The sequence below is a fragment of the Priestia sp. FSL W8-0524 genome (assembly GCF_038005965.1).
In the GTDB taxonomy this organism is placed as follows: domain Bacteria; phylum Bacillota; class Bacilli; order Bacillales; family Bacillaceae_H; genus Priestia; species Priestia zanthoxyli.
The window spans coordinates 344020-367775 of the sequence record NZ_JBBOUG010000001.1; the positions used below are offsets into that span (position 1 = coordinate 344020).

Below are 23756 nucleotides of genomic sequence, written 5' to 3' on the forward strand. Positions count from 1 at the left end.
GGAAATCTATATGAAGAAAAAAGACAGGCGAATAGGAACATGCGAATTATGCGGAAGGCAGGATGTCTTGACGACCGTACATCATTTAACGCCAAAGGAAATGGGCGGAGCGTTTGAACCGACGGCAAACTTATGTATTCCGTGTCATAAACAAATTCATGCGTTATACACAAATGATGAATTAGCCATTCGTCTTAATACGATTTCTTTATTACAAGCTGATTCTAAAATTAGCTCTTTTATTAAATGGATTCGTAAACAGCCTTCTTCTAAATTACCTAAAACCAAAAAATCAAACAGCCGAAAATCCAGGTGAATAACAAACCCCTTATCCGCTTTAATAGCAAAGATAAGGGGTTTTTTTAAGCATTTGCCGCTATATTTTGATCGAATAAATCTGGATCTAACGTATTTGTTCCTGAAATGCCGTTATTTGTATTAACAAAGTTACCTGTATTTAAAGAACCGGAGCCTGAGGCTGTTTTAGCAGCGCTTTTTGGAGAAACATAGAACGTATCTCCAAACGTTACGACACCGCCCCCGACGCTCGTGATACTAACGGGTCCGATTATTGCTGGCATGAGGTTCACACCCTTTTTTTCGTGATATTAGTTTAGTATATGAGCAGTTTCTTAAAAGGTTCACTCACTGCCGCTAGCTTCTGAAGCAGCTTTCTTTGAAGCTCCTGTTTCAGCTTCCTTTGAAGGTTCATCGTTGATCAGTTCACGAATATGCTTAATGCGAGCTTCTGCATAAACATTGCACGTTGAGCCCACATGAATAACTGACGAGAATGAACATCCTTTTATATCAATTCTGTTAACGCGTATCAAAGGTATTTCATTCCATGTTTGAACGGGAATAGGTTCGTAGTCGCCATGGGGAATAGGCTCACTAAAGATAGCATAATCATCAAAATTTCCTTCTCTGCCGTAGAAAAATGGATACTGTCTCCGATCAGCTAACGCTTTATTAAGTAGGTGAATTTCTGTTGAATCTCCAATTTGGCAAAAAGAGCTCGCTGACAAGGAATTAATTTCTATATAATTAACAGAAGATGTGCGTGAAAGCATACATAAGCTCCTTTATGATAATGATAGTGGAACATAAGGACCGATAATCAAAGATTCCGCTGGCGTATCAAATGTTGAAGAGAGAGAGATGTAATTTGCATCACCAATTAAAAAAAGAGAAGAAGAAGATACGCCTGTAATACTAACGTCTCCAACAAGCAATTCACGGTTTACAACGTTAAAGTTCATGAAGGGGGTCCACCTTTCTTTAAAGATTCAGGTAAATATGTTAAAAATGCGTCAATTCCTTTTTTCATATCTTCATAAAGTTTACCGATAATTTGCGGTTTAATTTGTTCAAAATTCCGTTCCATTTCCTCCGGCTGAACTTGCTGTATATAAAAAGTAATCCGCTGCTGCAGCTGCTTTTTAATATCTTCTAAAATAAACTCGTAGTACGATTCATCAATCATCATCGAGCGCTCATCAAGCACATGTTGAACCATAGAAAATCCATATTGATTAAGCTCATTTAAAATCGTTTCATGAATATCAGAGACCCACTGCTTTTCTAGCTGGCGATCCAATGGTTTTAAGCTGGGGTTTTGCGGTCCAGGACCTCCGGGTTGTCCCGGCTGCTCACCTTGAGGCTGCTGACCTTGTGGCTGAGCTCCTTGCGGAAATGTTACTTCTGGTTTCTCATTAATAATGATATCTTCTAAATTATCGGGTGTAAGAGGGTTTAATCCAATATTTAATGTTCCATCTAAAGAATCAATTTTTAACTGTTCAAATTTATATTCAATTTTATCAATTTTAATAGGTGGCTGTTCACCTAACTCTTTTATTTTTTGCTGAAGTTCTTGTACGTTTTTTTCAAGCTGAGCAATGCGTTCTTCTTGCTGCTGAATATACGAAGACATTTGCTGAACATACTGATGAACCTGCTGAATATAGTTCATGTTATCCACCTTCAATCACCTCGATTCCCTTATCTCCCGATAAAGAAAATAGTTATATATATACATATGGCGATGAAGGTTGTAACATGTCAGTCGTTGTCTCGAGCTGGGGGAGTTAACGACTGTGAAAAAGGAGCGGGTGCAGTGCCAGCACCGGTTCCGGGAGTAAAGGTAGAGGGAGAAACAGATCCAAGAATGCCTTTTTTTGTTTCGGTAGGTGCAGCGCCTGTAAATCCTCCTGTATTAAAGAGATTTGAGTTCGGTTTAATAACACCTACGCTTCCAATTTGAAGTACCGAAGAGTTACTTACGGCACTGATTTTCATACTTTGAATACAGATACTTTGATTCACGTAAAAGTTCATAAGCATCCTCCTGTATGAGCTTCATTTCTATTATAGATTTCCAGCAACATTTTGGTCATTTACGTCATTGTCTGACGTATTGGTTGAGCTCTGCTGATTCACAACATATAATCCGTCACCTGTATTAAACGAACCTGCGCCAGCATATGTTTTAGCAGTGGAAATAGGGGCTATTGTATAAACATCTCCAATATGAAAGACGCTGGCTGAACCAACACTGTTAAGATTAACAACACCAACAATGGCAGGCATAGGCAAACACCCTTTTAATTTAGTCTAGTAACAGCATATGAAGCCTAGATAAAAAGGTGATTAATGCTTTTTCCTTATCTATATGCAGAGGAGAAGTAAAACATTAAAAAGAGGAATGGAAATAGTAAACATTGAAGAAAAACTTTTGCGTTCGATATAATGTGAAGGCAATAATGAAATCATGTAAGGTGTGAAAGAATGAAACGTTTTAAAATGAATGCAGCTGATAAAGAACAGCGTATTGAAGCGGCGGATGTATTAAAAGGAATTGCGCTTATCGGTATTTTGCTCATAAACATGCCGAATTTTTATTCGCCTGCTTCGTATTACGACAATAATTTGTTGGACGGTTCAAGAATGAATTATGTTGCTAACGGATTAGTTGATATAGTTGTAGGGCAGACAGGATACGCGCTGCTTGCTATTTTGTTTGGGTTTGGTTTTATGAAAATGTTCGAGCGTACATATGAAAGACAAATAAGTTTTACTCCTTTTTATGTACGAAGAATGGCGGCTTTGCTTATCGTTGGAGCCATTCATGCTTTATTTATTTGGCATGGTGATATGATTGTGATATACAGCTTTTTTGCTTTGATTATGCTGTTTTTTCAAGAAGCAAAGAAAGAAGTGTTATTAGCGTGGGGAACCGGAATATTTAGTATTTACGCTGTAATTATGACTGTTATTTTAACAGTAGCTGCTTTTGCTAATGAAGGAGAGACAGCGGCAGGAATTTACCAGCCAATTATTGATAAAGCTCTTCAAGTATATGGACACGGAAGTTTTGAATCAATCTTTCATCAGCGCCTGCTTGATTGGTACTACGCGTATAATTTAAATACGGTTCCTTTTATGTTTTTATCACTATTTCCGCTGTTTTTATTAGGCGGCTTTATAGCAAAAAGCGAATGGTTTAAAGAAATAGAAGAATATATAGTTGAGACAAAGTGGATTTGTCTTATTTCATTCATCGTATATGGAGCATCATCTGTATTGCCTTATGCTTTAGATCACAATGTAGCCACATCTTATATTCACGATACAATTGGAGGAACGGCAGGAGCAATTTTTATTGTAACGTTGGTTACATTAGCTATGCGAAGTGTATCTATTCAAAAAGTCATGCAGCCATTTGCTTTTTTGGGAAGAATGATTTTAACTAATTATATTGTCCAGTCTATTGTATGTACATTTCTTTTTTACTCATATGGGTTAGGATACTATGGGCATATTTCAATTGTAGAAGGGTTGTCTATTGCGGCGATTATCATTTTTATTCAACTGCTGGGAAGCTGGATATGGATGAGCCTATTTTTAGATGGGCCCCTTGAAAAACTCATTCGGTATGCTACTTATGGACGAAGTTGCTAAAAATCCTTTTCCTTCCTTTTATTATTGGTGAAGGAAAGGTTTTCATGATATGATATTTTCAGAAAGGACGTGAGATGAATGGCTCCACTACATATTCATGTAACGCTTTGGACATTATTGATTATCTCGTTTGTGGTTTCGTTGATTTTACATCGAGCAGGTAAAGCTAAAGGTCAAAAAATCTTACATATGGTAGCGAGACTTTTATACTTATTAGTATTAGTGTCAGGTCTGCATATGTTAGCAGCTTGGTATCATTTTCAAGGCGCAGCTCTTATTAAAGGAATTGCCGGAGTGTTAGTGCTTGTGGGAATGGAAATGGTACTTGTTCGTACTGAAAAAGGCAAGCGTACAGGCGTTGCTTGGGCAGTTCTTGCAATTGCGCTTATCTTAGTGTTCTATTACGGATATGTTGTACTAGGATAATAAAAAAGCTATCTTAAACAAGATAGCTTTTTTATTTTGCTTTAATCTAAAAAAAGATTCATTGAACGTTCTCCATCGTTAACGGTATATTCAAATCGGTCTAGGTAATGCGTGCCTCGTTCGAATAAATGCTGAACGGCACAAATTTTTTCCTCATTGTCATAAATGATAAAATTAGCACCTTTTGTATCACCGTCTGTCGGTAAAAAACATAATGTGTTGTGACAGTAAATACAATCATAAAGAGAGAATTTTAATGAATTTAAGTGCTGAGTGAATGATAAAAAGGTCTCTTTCGGTAGTGATTGAAGAAGCTGTTCGTATGCATAAGGTAGCTTTTTAGTCAGTCTTAGCTTATCCCCATTTCGCAATAAATACGTTCCATCGTGAAGCTTTATTTGACGGTCATCAACCATAATGGCTTTTTCCCAGCGTGTATCAATAAGAAGTTCTAATGTCTCATCCATTACTTCATGAAGCATGGAAGCTTCGTCACTTTCATCTTCAAAGAAAATCCACTGTGAATCAACACATTCAACCGTACCAATCACGAAGGAACGCGGCTGATTGTTCATAGCTTGTTGTTTAGAATAATGATTCATAATCAAACCTCCGTGTGAAATTTATCCATATTTTTTTATTGCCTAAAAAAGCTCTCTTTATAACTGAAAAGTAAAAATAAAATATAAGGACAATTCAACTGTAACTACTGCGTGCATACAATGGCATTATTTCATTCATAAACAAGAGCGTGAAAGAAAGGATGATAAACGATGTGTGGTATAACGGGTTGGGTCGATTTAAAGCGATCGCTTTTAAATGAAACAGCAACAATAACAAAAATGGCTGACACTTTATCGAAAAGAGGTCCTGATGACACCAACGTATGGACACAGCAGCATGTTGCTTTTGGGCACAAACGCTTAGTTGTAGTAGATCCTCAAGGCGGAAGACAGCCGATGACGCGAGAAAAAAATGAACAGCTCTACACGCTTTGCTATAATGGAGAGCTTTACAACACGGAAGATATTCGGAAAGAATTACTAAAAAGAGGTTATCAATTTCAGGGACATTCAGATACGGAAGTACTTCTAACATCTTATATAGAATGGAAAGAATCATGCGTAGATCATTTTAACGGTATCTTTGCTTTTTCGATCTGGGATGAAGCCAATGAAAAGTTATTTATAGCACGCGACAGAATGGGAGTGAAGCCCTTATTCTATCGATCTTATGAAGGTGGAATTCAATTTGCATCAGAATTAAAGGCGATATTAGCTCATCCTGAGGTAAAAGCAGAAGTAGGATTAGATGGATTAGCAGAAGTGTTTGGCTTAGGACCTTCTCGATCTCCCGGCCACGGCGTATTTAAAAATATAAATGAATTACGCCCGGCTCACGCGCTCACGCTTACGCGTAACGGATTGAAGATTTGGCGATACTGGAACGTAAAAAGTGAGCAGCATACAGATAATTTGGCTGAAACAACAGAAAAAGTTAAATTTTTAGTGCAAGACGCGATTGTAAGACAGCTAGTGTCGGATGTCCCGGTTTGTACATTTTTATCAGGTGGAGTGGACTCAAGCGCCATTACAGCAATTGCTGCAAATGCGTTCAAAGAAAGCGGCAAGGGCTCCCTTCATACGTATTCTATCGACTATGAAGACAATGATAAATTTTTTAAAGCAAATGAGTTTCAGCCAAATTCTGATGGAACTTATATCAAGCTCATGTCCGATACGTTTCAAACAAATCATCATCGCTGCATTATTTCAACGGAGGACCTTGTGCAGCATTTAACAGAGGCTGTAGAGGTGAGAGATCTTCCTGGAATGGCTGATGTAGATTCATCGTTGCTTTGGTTTTGCCGTGAAATCAAACAAGATTTTGTCGTGAGCTTATCAGGAGAATGTGCAGATGAAATTTTTGGAGGATATCCGTGGTTTCACCGAAAACACGATTTGTCTTCGGATACTTTCCCGTGGATGCGCTCATTAGATGCTCGAATTGATTTGCTGCAAAGTTCATGGAGAAAGAAATTACAGTTAGAAGATTATGTACGTGCAAGATATGAAGAAACGTTAAAGGAAGTGCCTGAATTAGAAGGTGAATCGTTAGAAGATGCGCAGCGGAGAAAGCTGTTTTATTTAAATCAGGTTTGGTTTATGACAACTTTATTAGATCGTAAAGATCGTATGAGCATGGGAGCGAGCTTAGAAGTACGCGTACCTTTTGCAGATCATCGCCTTGTGGAATATGCATGGAATATTCCATGGGAGATGAAAATGACGGGCAATAAAGAGAAGGGGATTTTACGCAAAGCGCTTGAAGGAATTTTGCCTCATGACGTTCTTTATCGCAAGAAAAGCCCTTACCCTAAAACGCATAACCCAGCTTATACAAAAGCTGTAACTGTATGGCTTCAATCTCTTTTACAAGATAAACAGTCACCTCTTTATGAATTTTTTGATAAGCAGCAGTTAAAGCATATTATTGATACAGGCGGAGAAGGATTTAAAGCGCCGTGGTTTGGTCAATTAATGACAGGGCCTCAGCTGCTAGCTCATCTAGCTCAAATTCACGTCTGGTTTACTCACAATAATATTCAAATTGTTGAATGACAGGACCCTCTCAGTACAGAGGGTTTTTTTTATGAAATCAGTCATCCATTTCTCTTTTTTATACGTTTAAGTAGAGAAGAAGACCGCAGTCTATTTTTGTATAACTTTACATAGATATAAAATAAAAGCTTGAAAGCACCGAATAAAGGGAAAGTGTACTGAAACCCTGGAAAAATGGTACAAACGTCATATTTTCATGGTTTAGTTATTGGTAATTTTATGATTCGAATAAAGACAAGCAGTTTATCGTTGTGTTTAATAATAAAGCTTTGTATAATGTTTGTATAACTATTGTATAAGATTAGGAGTGTATGTATGCAAAAAAACGTAATCGTGATTGGAGCAGGTCCAGGAGGACTAGCGGCAGCAATGCTGTTAGCAAGTCATGGCTATAAAGTAGATGTATATGAAAAGCAAGGATACGTGGGCGGGCGAAATTCAGCGATTAAAATGTCAGGTTATACGTTTGATATGGGTCCTACATTTTTGAGCATGCCACAGATTTTTGAAGAATTATTTCAAGCTGCTAATCGCAATGCGCATGACTATATGGACTTAAAACGTCTAAATCTCATGTATGAGCTTATCTTTGATGATGCACAGATTCAGATGACGGATAACCATAAAAAGATGAAAGAAGAAATCGAACGTTTATACCCAGGAAACGGGGAAGGCTATGAGCGCTTTATGAAAGACACCGAAGCAAAGATGGCGGCTTTGCTGCCTTTATTGCAAGGCCAGATGGATCGTTTTCATCACTATTTAAAGCCTGAAGCAATTCGAGCACTGCCGCATTTATCCTTAGGTAAAACGCTCTATGATGTACTTGGCAAGTATTTCACTGATGAGAAATTGAAATTAGCTTTTACTTTTCAATCGAAGTACTTGGGAATGTCCCCTTGGGAATGTCCAGGAGCCTTTTCTATTTTATCGTTTATGGAACATGCCTACGGTATCTTCCATCCGATAGGAGGAGTAAATCAGCTATCTCAAGCAATGGCAAAAGTAGTGGAAGAACATCAAGGGCACATCCACTTAAACCAAGGTGTTCAAAAACTATGGATTGAAAATAAGAGAGTAAAAGGAATTATTCTAGAAAATGGAGAGCGAATAGGGGCAGACGACGTCATTATCAATGGAGATTTTGCTCATGCCATGACGAATTTAATAGATGAAGGTACGCTTAAAAAATATGCAGTTAAAAAACTTGAAAAGAAAAAATACTCTTGTTCCACTTTTATGATTTATCTAGGCATAGACAAACAGTACAAAGATCTGCCTCATCACACGATTGTGTTCGCTGAAGATTATAAAAAAAATGTAGAAGAGATCACAAAAACGTTAGCTCTTTCAGAAGACCCTTCCATCTACATTCAAAACCCAAGTGTAACAGACCCAACTTTAGCACCAGAAGGAAAGTCTGCTCTTTATATTTTAGCGCCGGTTCCAAATAATTTCAGCGGTGTAAACTGGGATGAAAAACAAAAAGCTTTTCGAGATGCAGTATTAAAAATTGTAGAAAAGAAAACGGGTTTCAAAGATTTAGAGAGTCATATTGAAGTTGAAAAAATCATTTCACCAAAGCAGTGGGAAGAAGACGTGCTGGTCTATAAAGGAGCGACATTTAACCTTGGACATCAGCTCACTCAAATGATGGTACTGCGTCCGCATAATAAATTTGAAGAATTAGAAAATTGCTGGCTAGTTGGAGGAGGAACTCATCCAGGGAGCGGTCTACCAACTATTCTGGAATCATCCCGCATTACGACAAAGCTCATCTTAAAAAGAGACGGACAATTACTGAATGAGCCGTTTAAAACCATGAAGGAAATGGAGAGTGCATTATGAGAACAGCAATTGTTGGAGGCGGCATAGGCGGTTTAATTACCGCTTTGTTATTAAGCAAACGAGGTTTTTCTGTTGATATTTTCGAAAAAGAAAACAAGCTGGGCGGCCGGCTGGCGTTTGTAGAAAAAGACGGTTATAAAATTGATGAAGGTCCCACGATTGTCTTGCTGCCTTTAATGCTTGAACGTATTTTAGATGAAGCGGGCATTTCTGCTTCTCAATATGAACTAATACGCTGTGATCCACTTTATGATATTCATTTTCCAGACGGTACGACCTATACAAAAAAAGCGACTGAAAAAGATCAGTTAGAGGAGATTAGCCGTTTGTTTCCAGGCGAAGAGCAAAACTACCGGCGTTTTATGACTGAATTAAAAAAGCGATTTGAATTAGGAAGTAATGCATTTTTGGAAAAAACATTTGTAAATAAACGAGATTTTTGGACATGGCAAAACATTAAGGCATTAAAAAAAATGAATGCAAATAAATCAATGAGAAAATTTGTTTCAACGTATTTCCATGATGAACGTCTAGTAGATGCCTACTCGCTGCAATCTCTCTATATTGGAGGGAATCCTTATTCGGCACCAGCTATTTATTCCCTTGTTCCTTACAGTGAGCATGCTCATGGCATCTATTACGTAAAAGGGGGATACGCAAGTCTTGTGCCACTTCTTGAAAAGGCGCTGATAGAGCAAGGTGTAAGCATTCATTTGAATAAGGTGGTTCAAGAGCTTTCTATATCAGGAGACAAGACAGAAGGGGTTATTGTTGACGAAAAACTTCACCCATTTGATCAAGTGATTTTAAATGGCGACTTTCCTAATATGGCGAAAATTGCTCAAAAAAAAGAAAAGAAGTATGTGCCTTCGTCCAGCTGTCTGCTGCTTTATCTTGGTTTGAAGAGAAAATATGATCATCACAATGTGCATCAATACTTTATGGGCAATGATTTGGCTAAACATATGGAAGCAGTGTTTAAGCATAAAACGATTCCTGAAGATCCCGCTATTTATACATTTAATCCCTCTGTTATTGATCCATCCCTAGCTCCCGAAGGAAAAAGTGTGCTATATGCACTTGTACCGGTTCCATCAGGTGGCCACATTGATTGGAGCAATCAGCAAGATTTTGTTGATGGAATCATTCGAACTTTGGAAGAAAAAGGGTTTGGGGAGCTGCGTAAAGAAATAGAATGGGTAAAAGTACGCACGCCAAATGATGCTCAAGCATTTGGACTTTACGAAGGCGGAAGCTTTGGTATTGCTCCTGAGCTGTTTCAGTCAGGTGTATTCAGACCTCAGTACCAGCCGTACGAATATAAAAATGTTTTTGCGGTGGGAGCATCTATACATCCAGGCGGAGGCGTGCCAATTGTTATGCAAGGAGCAAAAATGTTGGCTGATCATCTTATTGAACAATCGTCTATTCAAACGGTTGCAAAGCTCTCTTAAGATCTTGTGAAGCCATAAGGAAATGATGGTTTATCCTTTAATAGAGAAAGGGGTCCTATATGATGAACATTTCGTTAGACAAAGCGTACACTCAGTGTGAAGAAATTATTAAAGAAAACTCAAAAACGTTTTACAAAGCTTTTTCCATGCTGCCGTCAAAACAAAGAAAGGCAGTATGGGCGGTATATGCATTTTGCCGTCAAGTCGATGATATTGTAGATGAAGGAAGTAATCCTGAAATAGAGCTGCAGCAATTCGAAGGAGAATTTGCTCGGTTTAAAAATGGAGAACTATTAAACGAAAGCGCCATGTGGGTAGCTCTGCGCAATGTATTTGAACAATATGAAATGAATGTTCAAGCATTTGACGATATGATTACCGGTCAGCGAATGGATTTAGTAAAAAAAGAATACGATACGCTTGATGAAGTGAAAACATACTCCTATCATGTAGCGAGTACGGTAGGGCTAATGCTTTTACCGATTTTAGCTCCAACTACTCATAAAGAATTAGAAGAAGAAGCAGTTGCGTTAGGCATTGCGATGCAGCTGACCAACATTTTAAGAGACGTGGGGGAAGACTTAGAGCGAGGGCGCATTTATTTACCGAAAGACCTTATGAATTCTTACGGATATACGCGCACGCTATTAGAGAACCGGTGGGTCACTTCTGAATTTATAGAAATGTGGGAGCACCTGGCCAAAGAAGCAGAAATGTATTATATAAAAGGGCTTCAGTCGATTCATAAATATCCCGTGGCTTCTCGTTTACCTCTTACAGGAGCGGCGCATTTATACCGAGCGATTCTTGATAAAATTCGAAAAGAACATTATGAAGTATTTACAGAAAAGCATTTTGTCACAAGTCAAGTGAAAAAGCAAATTATGACATCTATTTCTACGGGGTAACGCAAAGGAGCTACTTTTCCTTTGCGTTACTTTTTTTTGAAGAGATATGAAAGCGTTAACTATTATGTAAATAAGAAAAAAGTCTCATTTTTATCACATATTAACTTGAATATTCAGAAAATTATCTATATGATAATATATATAACGTTAAATGTTAATAAAACTAACATGAAAGAGGGGTTACAATGAAAAAAGTGGAAGCTATCATTCGTCCAGAAAAATTTCAAGCACTGCGCGTAAAATTAGAGGAAGTAGGAATAAACGGATTAACAGTCTCAGAAGTGGCAGGCTGCGGTCAGCAAAAAGGAGAGCAGGGACTGTTCAGGGGACAAAGTTTTGAAATCAAACTAGTACCTAAAGTCAAGGTAGAAATGATTTTAGAAGCAGAACAAGTTGATGAAGTCATTAAGATCATTCAATCAATTTGTTCTACGAACCAAATAGGCGACGGAAAGGTTTTTGTCTATCCGGAAGAGGATGCTGTACGAATTAGAACAGGAGAAGCAGGTGTAGAGGCTATTTTATAAAAAGAGAGTGTTATTTTAATAGAGGGGGAGTTAAGCGTTGAAAAAGAAAATTAGTGCGGTTTTGTTTATTAGTTTGTTGGCGGCAACACGCGTTAATGCAGCTGATCCAACTGTCGAATCAGTCAGTGCATCAATTGACATGATGTGGGTAATGTTTGGGGCAGTGCTTGTGTTTTTAATGCACGCAGGGTTTGCGATGGTTGAAACAGGTTTCACTCGTTCGAAAAATTCGCTTAATATCTTAATGAAAAATATGCTAACGGTAGCTGTATCTTCCGTATTGTATTTTGTGATTGGTTTTGCCCTTATGTTTGGAAATTCAAAAGGAGGGTTTATCGGTTCAAGCGGTTTCTTTTTAAATGGAGAAAGCGATCAAATGAGCTTTTTTGTCTTCCAAATTGTTTTCGCAGCAACGTGCGCTACGATTATTTCAGGAGCGGTAGCGGAACGTATGAAACTATCCAGCTATATGATGCTCACGATTGCGATGGTAGCTGTGATTTATCCAGTTGTAGGTCACTGGGTATGGGGAGGAGGGTGGTTGTCCAAACTAGGCTTCGTAGATTTTGCAGGATCGACAGTTGTTCATTTGACTGGGGCTCTTGGTGCGGCTGTAGCAGTTACTTTTCTGGGAGCACGTCTAGGAAAGTATGGAAGCGATGGAAAAGTCAATGCTATTCAAGGGCATAACATTCCGCTTGGCGCATTAGGTGTATTTATCCTCTGGTTTGGCTGGTTTGGATTTAATGGAGGAAGTACATTAGCAGCCGATCCTGCTCTTGTCCCGGGAATCATTGCAACAACATTAATGTCTGGATCATGCGGAGTCCTGTCTTCTGCTTTATACACAAAGTTTCGCTACAAACGTATTGACGCTAGCTTAACATTAAACGGTGCCTTAGCTGGACTTGTAGGGATTACAGCTGGAACAGCAAACGTATCGATCCCGGGTGCGATCGTCATTGGGCTGATTGCAGGAATTATTCTAGTAGAAGCTGTGCATTTTATCGATAGCAAAATGAAGTTAGACGATCCAGTTGGCGCTATTACTGTTCATGGAATTTGCGGTATTTGGGGGACGTTAGCAGTGGGGCTGTTTGATACAGCTAACGGTTTATTTTATGGTGGCGGCGTACAGCTATTAGGTATTCAAGCTCTTGGAATTATAGCTGTGATGGGTTGGACAATTGGAACGGTTGGGTTATTCTTATTTGTTCTCACGCGTTTTTCTTCCATTCGAGTATCAAGCGAAGAAGAAATTGCTGGTTTAGATTTTGCTGAACACGGTTCATCCGCATACGAATTTCGTGAAAGTTTTGTAGCGACAGGAGACGGCAATCTTCATCCTGAATTTGGTGTTGGATTGATTGATCGATTAAATAAAGTGGGTAAAGTATCGGATAAACCTCATATATCGAACGTAAATGAGACGATATAGCAGTATATAGATAGAAAAAAGTGATTAAAAGTAAAAACTTTTAATCACTTTTTTTGTTTTTATCAACTTATTTAACAATAATGTAAGCGTTAACGTTATAATGGAAACAAAAGTGAGTTTGAAACAGTTCGTCTATAGGAGGGGAATAGATGAAATGGAAAAGGACAAGTATGCTACTTATACTATTATTGCTTTTTGGAAGCAGCGCCTCAGCGCAAGATCATAAAGATATACGTGATGAGGTGATATACTCATTGGTGATTAACCGTTTTTATAACGGAAGTGAACAGAATGATCGAAATGTTAACTATGAACGCTCAGATGCCTATTATGGAGGCGATTTACAGGGAGTAGCACAAAAGTTAGACTATATTCAAGAGATGGGATTTACCGCTGTTTTATTGACTCCTTTTATGGAAAATGATGAGACAGGCTATCATGGATATGCGGTGACCGACCATTATAAAATAGACGATCATTTTGGAACGTTAAAAGACTTACGAAATCTTGTGAAGAAAGCACATGAGTGCAATATAAAAATTATGGTCGAATTTCCTTTGACAATCAGTAACAATCATACCTGGATAGCAGATAAAGGAAAACAAACATGGGTAAGTAATGAATCCGGTACGGATAACGAAGTAATTAAAGCATTGCCTCACCTTAACTTAAAAGAAAGCGCCGTGCAGAAATACCTTATTAAAAATGCTGCCTGGTGGAGCAAACAAACAGATATTGACGGATATTACGTTAAAGATATCGATCAAGCTCCTTCTGCATTTATTTCATCTTTTTCTCAGACGTTAAAAAGCATGGATCCTTCCTTTCTATTAATAGGAGAAATAAACGGGCATTCATTAAAAAAAAGTGAGCAGGCTGATTCATTAGGAATGGATTTGCTTGTAGATAGAACGCTAGCCGAAGCCACTGCTGCTACGTTTAGCGGTACTAATCGTCCGCAGAAAATGTTGTATGACAAGTGGGAAAAAGGAAGTAATTTGCCTTTAGCCAATTTTTTAGATGATGTTCATAGCACACGTTTTACAGCAAAAGCATTAAAGAGTGAAAACCATCCTGGAGCCCGAACAAAGCAAGGGCTTTCCTACCTTTATACTTCGCCGAGTGTACCGATCGTTTTTTATGGAACAGAAATTGCGCTGAATGGGGGAAAGGGAGCAGAAAATTATGGCATGATGAATTTTTTAGCTAATCCCGATATTATAGATCATTTAAAAAAACTGGCTGAACTTAGAGCGAAATCGCCTTCTCTTCGAAAAGGAAGCTTTACCATTGTGTCTGAGCAAAAAGGTGTGGCCGTATACAAGAGAAGGTATAAGGACGAAACGACGTTTGTGGTGATTAATAATACAAAGGAAACGTCAGCCATTAATGTCCCGCTTAAAAAAGTTGGAAAAGAAAATGAACTAAGAGGGTTAATAACGGAAGGAATTATACGACCAGTTGACGATGTATACAACATTTCATTGGAGCCTGAGACGACAAATGTATATAAAGTAGTGAAAAAGTCAGGGCTCAATATAGGATATATCGCAGCGGTTGCCGCTGTTTATACGGGATTTGGCATCTTTTTGTACAAAGCATCGTCAAAAAGAAGAAAAGAAAAGAAAATTTCTCAATCTCATAAAAAGGACAGCGCGTCGTAGTTGTCAAACTATATTGGATAAGTAGTAATGAAGAAAACATAATTAAGAGGTGGAATTATGGGTGTAACAATAAAAGATGTGGCAAATTTAGCAAATGTAGCCCCTTCGACGGTATCTCGCGTCATTGCAGACAGCTCAAGAATTAGTGAAAAAACAAAACAGCGCGTGCGATCGGCTATGAAAGAACTTGGTTATCACCCAAATATTATTGCGCGAAGTCTAGCAAATCAAACGACAGAGGCAGTCGGCCTAGTGATGCCGAGCTCAGCAGACAAGGTGTTTCAAAATCCATTCTTCCCAGAAGTGCTAAGAGGAATCAGCACCGGAGCTCACGAAAACAAAAGAGCGATTTATATGTCAACTGGAGAAACGGAAGAAGAGATTTTTGCAGAAGTTGTTCAAATGGTACAGGGAAGACGAGTGGATGGATTAATTTTGCTGTACTCCAAAGTTGATGATCAAGTGCTTTCTTATTTGCAAGAACAGAGCGTTCCGTTTGTAGTTATTGGAAAGCCGTTTAAGCATAGTGAAAGCATCACGTTTGTTGATAACGACAATTTTAAAGCTGGAAAAGAAGCGACGGAATATTTAATTGAATCTGGTCATGAGCGTATTGCTTTTATTGGTGGAAGTCTTGAATTAGTCGTTACCATTGACCGTTTAACAGGCTATGATAAAGCGATTCAAAAAGCAAACATTCCTTACCGGGATGAGTATGTGATTCATGAAGAATTTCTACAGAAGGGAGGAAAAGAAGCTGTTTGCGAACTTTTATCTCTAAAAGAACGTCCAACGGCTCTAGTAGTAGCAGATGACTTAATGGCATTAGGTGTTTTAAATACATTGGATGAAATGGGAATTTCGGTTCCTGAAGACATCTCTATTGTCAGTTTTAATAATGTCTTAATCGCTGAAATGGCTAGACCAGCTCTTACATCAATTGATATTAATATTTTTGAACTTGGTTATCAGGCTGTAAGCTGCTTGATTAAGCAGATTGAAACGCCATATGCTGTTGCAGAACAAGTGCGCGTTCCTCACAAAATGATTAAAAGACAGTCCTGCAAAACCATTCAAATGACGAAAAGATAACGTAATACACAAATAGAAAGAGGCTGAGACAAAAGTAGTGTAGTTGAAGGAAGATCCGAACGAGTTTGATTCTTGATGGAGAATCAAACTCGTTCGGATTTTTTCGTTTTTAGATTGAATTGATTTAGGTATGTCTCAACATCCTCTTTACGCAAAAAAAATTGGCATTTTAAGCGCCAAAAAAATATACATATGCCAATTATTTTTTCTTTTATCAAAAAGAAAGAATGATATAAGTAGTGAAAGCCTTGATGATAAAGAGGCTGTAAAGTTTTATTAAAAGTTGGCACGCTACTTGCATAACTATAAAGTAAACAAAGATTTGCATACTAGGAGGCATATATCATGGTAGTTTCTTATTCTCATGAACCATTTACAAATTTTAAGGACGAAAACAATAAACAGGCATTTCAAGAAGCATTAACATATGTGAATACACAGCTTGGCAAGACGTATCCACTTGTAATCAACGGTGAAAAAGTGGAGACCGAAGAGAAAATTACGTCTGTTAACCCAGCAAACATAAAAGAAGTAATTGGATATGTATCTACAGTAAATAAAGATCTAGCAGAGCAAGCAATGCAGTCAGCTCTAAAAGCTTTTGAAACGTGGAAAAAGTGGAAAGTAGAACACCGAGCAGATATTCTTTTCCGCGCAGCGGCCATCATTCGTCGAAGAAAGCATGAATTTTCTAGTTATCTTGTAAAAGAAGCAGGAAAGCCTTGGAACGAAGCAGATGCTGATACAGCAGAAGCAATTGATTTTTTAGAGTACTATGCACGTCAAGTCCTGACGTTAAAAGACGGTTCTCCAGTACAGAGTCGAGACGGTGAGTATAATCAGTACAATTATATTCCGCTTGGCGTAGGTATTATTATTTCACCATTTAACTTCCCGTTAGCTATTATGGCTGGAACGGCAGTAGCAGCTATTGTCACCGGAAATACGATTTTATTAAAACCAGCTGATGCCACTCCTGTAGTAGCAGCGAAATTTGTAGAAGTAATGGAAGAAGCAGGATTACCAAAAGGCGTATTAAACTTTATTCCTGGTGCTACACCTGAAATTGGTGACTACTTAGTGGAACATCCAAAAACACGCTTTGTTTCATTTACCGGCTCGCGTGCAGTGGGTTGCCGCATTTACGAAAGAGCAGCAAAAGTACAGCCGGGGCAAAAATGGCTAAAACGTGTTATAGCTGAAATGGGCGGAAAAGACACGGTGGTTGTAGACAAAGATGCTGATCTTGATTTAGCAGCTTCTTCAATCGTATATTCTGCATTTGGTTTTGCAGGGCAAAAGTGCTCCGCAGGTTCTCGTGCTGTTGTGCATCAAGATGTATATGATGAAGTGCTTGAAAAAGCAGTTGCGCTAACAAAAACATTAACTGTTGGCAACCCGGAAGAAGTTTCGACTTATATGGGACCTGTTATTCACGAGGCTTCGTACAATAAAGTATTATCGTATATTGAAATTGGAAAAGAAGAAGGGCGTCTCGTTGCGGGAGGAGAAGCAGACAATTCAACTGGATACTTTATTCAGCCAACTATTTTTGCGGATGTAGATGAAAAAGCTCGTCTCATGCAAGAAGAAATTTTTGGTCCGGTAGTAGCATTCTCTAAAGCGCGAGATTTTGATCATATGATGGAGATTGCAAACAATACAGAATATGCATTAACAGGCGCTTTATTATCAAATAACCGCGAGCATATTGAACGCGCCCGTGAAGAGTTCCATGTTGGAAACCTGTATTTTAACAGAGGATGTACAGGAGCGATTGTAGGGTACCAGCCTTTTGGCGGATTTAATATGTCAGGAACGGATTCAAAAGCAGGGGGACCGGATTATCTAGTTCTTCACATGCAAGCAAAAACAACATCTGAAACATTTTAATTGGAAAATAAGGAGGAATAAATATGACAACTGAAACACAAAAAACGGTGAAAATTATTGAGCAAACAGAAAAGTTTGGGGCACATAACTATCATCCGCTGCCGATTGTAATTGAAAAAGCAGAAGGCGTATGGGTACACGATCCAGAAAATAATAAATATATGGATATGCTAAGCGCGTATTCCGCTGTTAACCAAGGACATCGTCATCCGAAAATTATTGAAGCATTAAAACGTCAAGCTGATAAAGTAACGTTAACGTCACGAGCGTTTCATAATGATCAGCTTGGTCCATGGTATGGAAAGATTTGTAAATTAACAAATAAAAATATGGCTCTGCCAATGAATACGGGAGCAGAAGCGGTTGAAACAGCCATTAAAGCTGCACGCCGCTGGGCTTACGATGTGAAAGGTGTTGCTGAAAATCAAGCACAAATCATCGCATGTGTGGGCAACTTCCACGGTCGTACAATGACAGCTGTTTCATTATCATCCGAAGCAGAATATCAACGTGGTTTTGGACCGATGCTTCCAGGGCTTCAAACGATTCCTTACGGTGATTTAGAAGCGTTAAAAGCCGCTATTACACCAAATACGGCCGCATTTTTAATTGAGCCAATTCAAGGCGAAGCAGGTATCGTTTTACCTCCAGAAGGCTTCTTAAAAGCTGCAGCTGACTTATGTAAAGAACATAATGTGTTATTTATTGCGGACGAAATCCAAGTCGGCTTAGCGCGTACAGGCAAAATGTTTGCTTGTGATTGGGAAGGCGTAGAACCAGATATGCTGATTTTAGGTAAAGCGCTTGGAGGAGGAGTTTTCCCTATCTCTTGCGTAGTTGCTAACGAAGACATTTTAAGTGTCTTTAACCCTGGTTCTCATGGTTCAACGTTTGGCGGAAACCCGCTTGCTTGTGCCGTATCATTAGCTGCTTTGGAAGTAATTGAAGACGAGGAACTTCCAGCGCGTTCATTAGAATTAGGTTCTTATTTCAAACAGAAGCTCCAAAGCTTAAGCAATCCAGTTGTGAAAGAAGTGCGCGGCCGCGGTCTATTCATCGGGGTAGAATTACACGAAGAGGCTCGTCCTTATTGTGAAAAATTAAAAGACCAAGGTTTGCTTTGTAAAGAAACGCACAGTACGGTTATTCGTTTTGCTCCGCCGTTAACGATTTCAAAAGAAGAGTTAGACTGGGCAATTGAACGAATTGAAAAAGTATTTGCTGAGTAATCGGTTTAAAATAAATAAAAGTAGTACGATATGTATATATCGTACTACTTTTATTCATATGCAGCTAAATGAAGTTTTTATTTGATAGGCAGGAGGAATAGAAGTGTATACCCAACTCTCACGGCTAAGCATTGAAGAGCAAGTTGAATGTTTAACACAAGCGTTAGTGAAAATCAAAAGTATCAATGGGACAAGCGGCGAAGTAAAGATTGCTGATTTTATTAAAAATACGCTTCAAAGTTTTCCTTATTTCAAAGACAATCCGCTTCACGTCTGGGAACAGAAAATTAATGGCGATACGCTAGGCAGAAAAAATGTATTTGCTTTTATTCAAGGCAGCCAAAAAAATGCTCAAACAATTATTTATCACGCTCACTTAGATACGGTTGGCATTGAAGATTTTGGTTCATTAAAAGATATAGCGTTAGATCCAGAAGCGCTTCAGCGCTATTTCTCTATGCATAACATTAATGAAGATGTACAGCGAGATGCTCAATCAGGTGAATGGATGTTCGGAAGAGGAAGCGTTGATATGCAAAGTGGAATTGCTGTACACTTAGCCAATGTGCTGCATTTTACTAAGCATCGAGATCAATTAGAAGGAAACGTGCTTTTTATGGTTAATCCTGATGAGGAAAGCCAGCATGCTGGAATTATTTCTGCTGTTTCTGAGCTGAACCGTTTGAAAAAAGAAAAAAATCTTTCGTATACAGCAGCGATTAATACCGACTTTATTACACCTCTTTACGATGGAGATTCCACGCGCTATATTTATACAGGAGCCGCTGGGAAGCTGCTTCCATGTTTTTATATTTACGGAAGGGAAGTGCATGTAGGAGATACGCTTGCTGGCATAGATCCTAATTTGATTGCATCTGAGATTACGAGAAGCATCCATAACAATATTAACCTGGCTGAAAATATTGAAGGAGAGCTGGTACTGCCGCCTTCTTGCCTGTATCAACGAGACAGTAAAGAGGCTTATAATGTGCAAACCGCTGTAAGCAGTCATTTGTATTTTAACTATTTCATCTACGAACGAACGGCAAAAGAAGTGATGAGTCAATTAATTGGATTATCAATCGAAGCATGTGAAAAAGTAGAGGGAAAACTTTCTGATTATTACGAACTTTTTGTTCAAAGAACGAATTTACCAAAGCGAAACTTGTCTTGGAAAGTGGATGTTGTGAGTTTGGAAGATTACCTGGAAGAATTAGATCAAAAAGGAATAAATACTCATGGTTGTATTGAACGAGCTTTCGAACAGTATGCGCATTTAGAACTTAGAACAAGATGCTTTAAAGTAATCGAAGAACTTCAAAAGCTAGATCCGCATCAAAGTCCGCGTGTAATTGTCTTTTTTGCACCGCCTTACTTGCCTCATAATCACTTGAAGAAAGACGAAAGCAGAGATCAGCAGCTTCTTTATACCTTACAAGCGGCGGTGGAGAAGGTTGGAAACCAGACGGGAGAGACGTTTCAATTTAAAAAATTCTTCCCCTATCTAGCGGATGGCAGTTTTTTATCTCTTCACGAGACAGATGAGGAAATTGATGCTTTTACACGTAACTTTCCGGGGTGGGGTATTGCAGGTGCGATTCCTTTCCGTGAAATTCGAGAGTTAAATATTCCGTCCATTAATATGGGGGTATATGGAAAAGACGGCCATAAGTGGACAGAGCGAGTGTACAAGCCTTATTCGTTCGGCGTCCTTCCTAAGTTGATTCAAGAAACAACTCTTCATATATTAAAAAGTGGTCATGCTTGTACAAACACCATATAAGAAAATGAAGAATGGAGGTACCGATGAATAGACATACAGAACAAAACCAATTACAGAGAACAATGAAAAGCAGACATTTATTTATGATAGCGTTAGGAGGCGTGATTGGGACAGGACTATTTTTAGGTTCGGGTTTTACTATTAGCCAGGCAGGCCCTGGAGGAGCCATTCTTGCTTATATAATAGGCGGCTTTCTCATGTACTTAGTTATGCTTTGTTTAGGAGAGCTAGCCGTAGCCATGCCGGTTTCAGGTTCCTTTCAAGAATACGCTACAAGATTTTTAGGACCTTCTACTGGCTTTATGATTGGATGGCTATACTGGTTTAGCTGGGCAAATACGACAGGGCTTGAATTTACGTCAGCAGGAATTTTAATGCAAAGGTGGTTTCCTGATGTACCTGTATGGTCATGGTGCTTAATTTTTGGCGTCATTACGTTTTTAATTAACGCTCTTTCCGCTCGAAGCTATGCTGAAACTGAATTTTGGTTTTCGAGCATTAAAGTTACCGCTATCATTCTATTTATTTTAATTGGAGGAGCTGCTGTTTTTGGTTTTATCGACTTTAAAGGAGGAGAATCCGCACCGTTTCTTTCGCATTTTACCCAAGGCGCAGGTCTTTTTCCAAATGGGATACTGGCAGTTCTATTAACTTTAGTAACGGTTAACTTTTCGTTTCAAGGAACGGAGCTTGTCGGCATTGCAGCAGGAGAAAGTGAAAGCCCTGAGAAAACGTTGCCGAGATCCATTCGAAACGTCATTTGGAGAACGCTGTTTTTCTTTGTGTTAGCTATGTTTGTGTTAGTCTCTATTCTTCCATATAAAACAGCGGGAGTTATTGAAAGTCCGTTTGTGGCCGTATTAGATCAAATTGGCATTCCATATGCAGCGGATATCATGAACTTTGTCATTTTAACAGCTGTGTTATCCGTGGCGAACTCCGGGGTCTACGCTGCTTCTCGTATGCTTTGGTCACTGTCAAACAATAATATGGGACCAAAACCTTTGAAGAAGTTGTCTTCAAAAGGTGTTCCAATTAACGCATTAATTGTGACGATGATTATTTCAGGGTGCTCGCTGATTACAAGCGTCGTGGCTGCCGAAACCGTATATCTTTGGTTTATTTCGATTTCAGGAATGGTGACCATTATTGTTTGGATGTCCATTTGTGCCTCTCAATTTATGTTCCGCCGTCGTTTTTTAGCGGAAGGAGGAGACGTAAAGGAGCTTAAATTTAAAACGCCGCTTTATCCGTTTGTGCCTATTCTAGGTTTTTGTTTGTATGGACTTGTATTAATCAGCTTAATTTTTATCCCAGATCAACGAATTGGTCTTTACTGCGGGGTTCCTTTAATTGTTGTACTCTACGTGTATTATCACATAGGAATCAAGAAAAATATTAATCAAAAACAATCGGATTCACCGGTTTATAAAGCAAAATAAAAAAGAAGTGCACAGTGCACTTCTTTTTTATTTAGATCGGATGCTTAATCGTTTCATACGATACTGCAAGCTTTGTCTAGTCAGCCCTAGTATCTTAGCGCTTTTTGAGATGTTGTGGTTGTGTTGTTCAAGCGTTTGTTTAATACATTCTGCTTCAAACGCTAACAGCTGTTCCTTTAAAGGAAGAGGAGGGTGAAAAGCGCTTGGATAAGAGGGTGCTTCACCGCTTGTTTTATCTTCAAAATGTTCATGCTGCTTTAGCTGGAACTTTGTTCTGTATTGAAAAGGAAGGTGAGAATAGTGAATAACATCTTCATCCATCACCAAGTTCATTGCACCTTCAATAATGTGCTCTAATTCCCGTACGTTTCCTGGCCAGTCATAAGAGAGAAAAGAAGACATGACTTGGTGATCTACGGTTTTTACATTCATCTGAAACAAATCATTGTATTTTTTGATGAAAAACTTTGTTAATTCAATAATATCTTCTTTTCGTTCACGAAGAGGAGGAATAAAAAGCGTCACGACGCCAAGTCGATAATATAAGTCTTTACGTAATCGATTTTCTGCAATCGCATCGATTGGGTCTTCATTCATGTTCGCGATGACTCGAACGTTCACCGGTTTGTCTACTGTATCCCCAATTCTTCGTACGGTTTTTTCTTGCAGTACTCGAAGAAGCTTAGCCTGCAGATTTGGATTCAACGAGTTGATTTCATCTAGCAGTAATGTGCCTCCTTGCGCTTGTTCGAAAAGACCAGGATTATCCATTGCACCTGTAAAAGCTCCGCGTTTCGTACCGAACAAAAGGCTTTCAATTAAATTATCCGGTAGCGCAGCGCAGTTTTGTGAAATAAAAGGAGCGGAAGAGCGGCTGCTGCCATTATGTATGCTTTGGGCAAACAGTTCTTTCCCCGTGCCTGTTTCTCCAATAATTAAGACATAAGAAGGAGTTCTAGTGGCGCGCTTAGCGTCTTCAATAACATCGTGAACGGCTTGACTGCTTCCGATGATGCTATCAAACGTAAAGCGTGTGTTTCCTTTTTGCCTAATGTTTTGCCGGATTAGACGCTCTAGTTTCGTCACGTCTTGAGCAATTTCAACCGCTCCTTGAATGACACCGTTTTTTAAAATAGGGAAGGTATTATTAATCGTCGTGATTTCTTGTCCTTGATTGTTGAAATACGTTTGCTTGACGTTAACCGTTTCTTTTCCTTTTTGCAGCGCCTGTACAAGTGTGCTTTGCTGATTTTCTTTGAACATAAACACATCTAACAAGTTTTTATGTAAAACGTCTTGTTCATCCATCAGCTCCATCTTTGTCATCTTTTCATTGTAAATAATGGTTTTTCCTGTTTCATCGACCGCATGGATACCGGCATCGACTTTATTTAAAATGGTTTCATATATATGTTTAAGAGTGCTTAATGTATCGGTCATTCAAATACTCTCCTTTAGCGGTGTTCAT

General features: G+C 38.7%; 23 protein-coding genes. 15 read left to right on the top strand and 8 right to left on the bottom strand.

Translation table 11 applies throughout. The features are described from left to right. Positions 1 to 10: 10 nt before the first annotated feature. The gene (locus tag NST66_RS01775) at positions 11 to 316 is read left to right on the top strand and encodes an HNH endonuclease (RefSeq protein WP_033578017.1); all 306 of its coding nucleotides are present in this window, start codon (positions 11 to 13) and stop codon (positions 314 to 316) included. A gap of 46 nt (positions 317 to 362) precedes the next feature. On the opposite strand, the gene NST66_RS01780 is transcribed toward NST66_RS01775, so the two are convergent. The 6 genes from NST66_RS01780 to NST66_RS01805 all read right to left on the bottom strand — a co-directional run bounded on the left by NST66_RS01780 (position 363) and on the right by NST66_RS01805 (position 2592). Then, a complete protein-coding gene (locus tag NST66_RS01780) occupies positions 363 to 581 on the bottom strand; it encodes a spore germination protein (RefSeq protein ID WP_013055353.1) in 219 nt (72 codons plus the stop codon). Positions 582 to 641: 60 nt separating this feature from the next. Then, positions 642 to 1073 carry a spore germination protein GerPE gene (locus tag NST66_RS01785; RefSeq protein WP_028412413.1) on the bottom strand — a complete coding sequence of 144 codons (432 nt, stop codon included), beginning with the start codon at positions 1071 to 1073 and terminating at the stop codon, positions 642 to 644. Positions 1074 to 1085: 12 nt separating this feature from the next. Then, positions 1086 to 1262, bottom strand: a complete 177-nt coding sequence (locus tag NST66_RS01790) for a hypothetical protein (RefSeq protein ID WP_013055355.1) — start codon at positions 1260 to 1262, stop codon at positions 1086 to 1088. Further along, positions 1259 to 1975, bottom strand: a complete 717-nt coding sequence (gerPC, locus tag NST66_RS01795; protein WP_047751663.1) for a spore germination protein GerPC — start codon at positions 1973 to 1975, stop codon at positions 1259 to 1261. Before gerPC ends, NST66_RS01790 begins: the two co-directional genes overlap by 4 nt. Before the next feature lie 89 nt (positions 1976 to 2064). Next, on the bottom strand, positions 2065 to 2340 hold the full coding sequence (locus NST66_RS01800; RefSeq protein ID WP_029324687.1) for a spore germination protein GerPB: 276 nt from the start codon (positions 2338 to 2340) through the stop codon (positions 2065 to 2067). Between the two features lie 30 nt (positions 2341 to 2370). After that, on the bottom strand, positions 2371 to 2592 hold the full coding sequence (locus NST66_RS01805; protein ID WP_028412411.1) for a spore germination protein: 222 nt from the start codon (positions 2590 to 2592) through the stop codon (positions 2371 to 2373). Positions 2593 to 2790: 198 nt separating this feature from the next. Here NST66_RS01805 and NST66_RS01810 point away from each other — a divergent pair, with 198 nt between their 5' ends. Together NST66_RS01810 and NST66_RS01815 are read left to right on the top strand one after the other, a co-directional pair. Beyond that, positions 2791 to 3963, top strand: a complete 1173-nt coding sequence (locus NST66_RS01810) for a DUF418 domain-containing protein (RefSeq protein ID WP_340843039.1) — start codon at positions 2791 to 2793, stop codon at positions 3961 to 3963. 78 nt (positions 3964 to 4041) lie between these two features. Next, positions 4042 to 4389 carry a DUF1516 family protein gene (locus NST66_RS01815; protein ID WP_014461635.1) on the top strand — a complete coding sequence of 116 codons (348 nt, stop codon included), beginning with the start codon at positions 4042 to 4044 and terminating at the stop codon, positions 4387 to 4389. Positions 4390 to 4430: 41 nt separating this feature from the next. Here the strand turns inward: NST66_RS01815 and NST66_RS01820 are convergent, their stop codons facing one another. Beyond that, complete coding sequence (locus NST66_RS01820) at positions 4431 to 4991, bottom strand: DUF2777 domain-containing protein (protein WP_033578020.1); 561 nt, start codon at positions 4989 to 4991, stop codon at positions 4431 to 4433. Positions 4992 to 5162: 171 nt separating this feature from the next. On the opposite strand from NST66_RS01820, the gene asnB reads away from it, so the two are divergent. The 12 genes from asnB to NST66_RS01880 all read left to right on the top strand — a co-directional run bounded on the left by asnB (position 5163) and on the right by NST66_RS01880 (position 22288). After that, the gene (asnB, locus tag NST66_RS01825; RefSeq protein WP_028412408.1) at positions 5163 to 7010 is read left to right on the top strand and encodes an asparagine synthase (glutamine-hydrolyzing); all 1848 of its coding nucleotides are present in this window, start codon (positions 5163 to 5165) and stop codon (positions 7008 to 7010) included. Between the two features lie 315 nt (positions 7011 to 7325). Continuing rightward, entirely contained in the window at positions 7326 to 8858 is a 1533-nt protein-coding gene (locus NST66_RS01830) for a phytoene desaturase family protein (RefSeq protein WP_034267744.1), read from the top strand. Then, positions 8855 to 10312: a phytoene desaturase family protein gene (locus tag NST66_RS01835; RefSeq protein WP_028412406.1), complete on the top strand. Its 1458-nt coding sequence runs from the start codon at positions 8855 to 8857 to the stop codon at positions 10310 to 10312. Before NST66_RS01830 ends, NST66_RS01835 begins: the two co-directional genes overlap by 4 nt. 59 nt (positions 10313 to 10371) lie before the next feature. Further along, positions 10372 to 11220, top strand: a complete 849-nt coding sequence (locus NST66_RS01840; RefSeq protein WP_034267741.1) for a phytoene/squalene synthase family protein — start codon at positions 10372 to 10374, stop codon at positions 11218 to 11220. A gap of 185 nt (positions 11221 to 11405) precedes the next feature. Further along, entirely contained in the window at positions 11406 to 11747 is a 342-nt protein-coding gene (locus tag NST66_RS01845; RefSeq protein ID WP_340843040.1) for a P-II family nitrogen regulator, read from the top strand. A 37-nt stretch (positions 11748 to 11784) separates the two neighbouring features. Further along, positions 11785 to 13185, top strand: a complete 1401-nt coding sequence (locus tag NST66_RS01850; RefSeq protein ID WP_034327384.1) for an ammonium transporter — start codon at positions 11785 to 11787, stop codon at positions 13183 to 13185. A gap of 149 nt (positions 13186 to 13334) precedes the next feature. Further along, a complete protein-coding gene (locus tag NST66_RS01855) occupies positions 13335 to 14849 on the top strand; it encodes an alpha-amylase family glycosyl hydrolase (RefSeq protein WP_340843041.1) in 1515 nt (504 codons plus the stop codon). A gap of 57 nt (positions 14850 to 14906) precedes the next feature. After that, positions 14907 to 15941, top strand: a complete 1035-nt coding sequence (locus tag NST66_RS01860; protein WP_028412401.1) for a LacI family DNA-binding transcriptional regulator — start codon at positions 14907 to 14909, stop codon at positions 15939 to 15941. A 345-nt stretch (positions 15942 to 16286) separates the two neighbouring features. Beyond that, positions 16287 to 17834 (top strand): L-glutamate gamma-semialdehyde dehydrogenase, encoded by a 1548-nt coding sequence (gene pruA / locus NST66_RS01865; RefSeq protein WP_028412400.1) that lies wholly within the window; start codon positions 16287 to 16289, stop codon positions 17832 to 17834. 23 nt (positions 17835 to 17857) lie between these two features. Then, positions 17858 to 19063 (top strand): ornithine--oxo-acid transaminase, encoded by a 1206-nt coding sequence (locus NST66_RS01870; protein ID WP_154991744.1) that lies wholly within the window; start codon positions 17858 to 17860, stop codon positions 19061 to 19063. A gap of 103 nt (positions 19064 to 19166) precedes the next feature. Beyond that, entirely contained in the window at positions 19167 to 20846 is a 1680-nt protein-coding gene (locus NST66_RS01875; protein WP_154991742.1) for a M20/M25/M40 family metallo-hydrolase, read from the top strand. 23 nt (positions 20847 to 20869) lie between these two features. Further along, positions 20870 to 22288: an amino acid permease gene (locus NST66_RS01880; RefSeq protein ID WP_028412397.1), complete on the top strand. Its 1419-nt coding sequence runs from the start codon at positions 20870 to 20872 to the stop codon at positions 22286 to 22288. 27 nt (positions 22289 to 22315) lie between these two features. On the opposite strand, the gene NST66_RS01885 is transcribed toward NST66_RS01880, so the two are convergent. Next, positions 22316 to 23728 carry a sigma-54 interaction domain-containing protein gene (locus NST66_RS01885; RefSeq protein WP_071276891.1) on the bottom strand — a complete coding sequence of 471 codons (1413 nt, stop codon included), beginning with the start codon at positions 23726 to 23728 and terminating at the stop codon, positions 22316 to 22318. Positions 23729 to 23756: the final 28 nt, after the last annotated feature.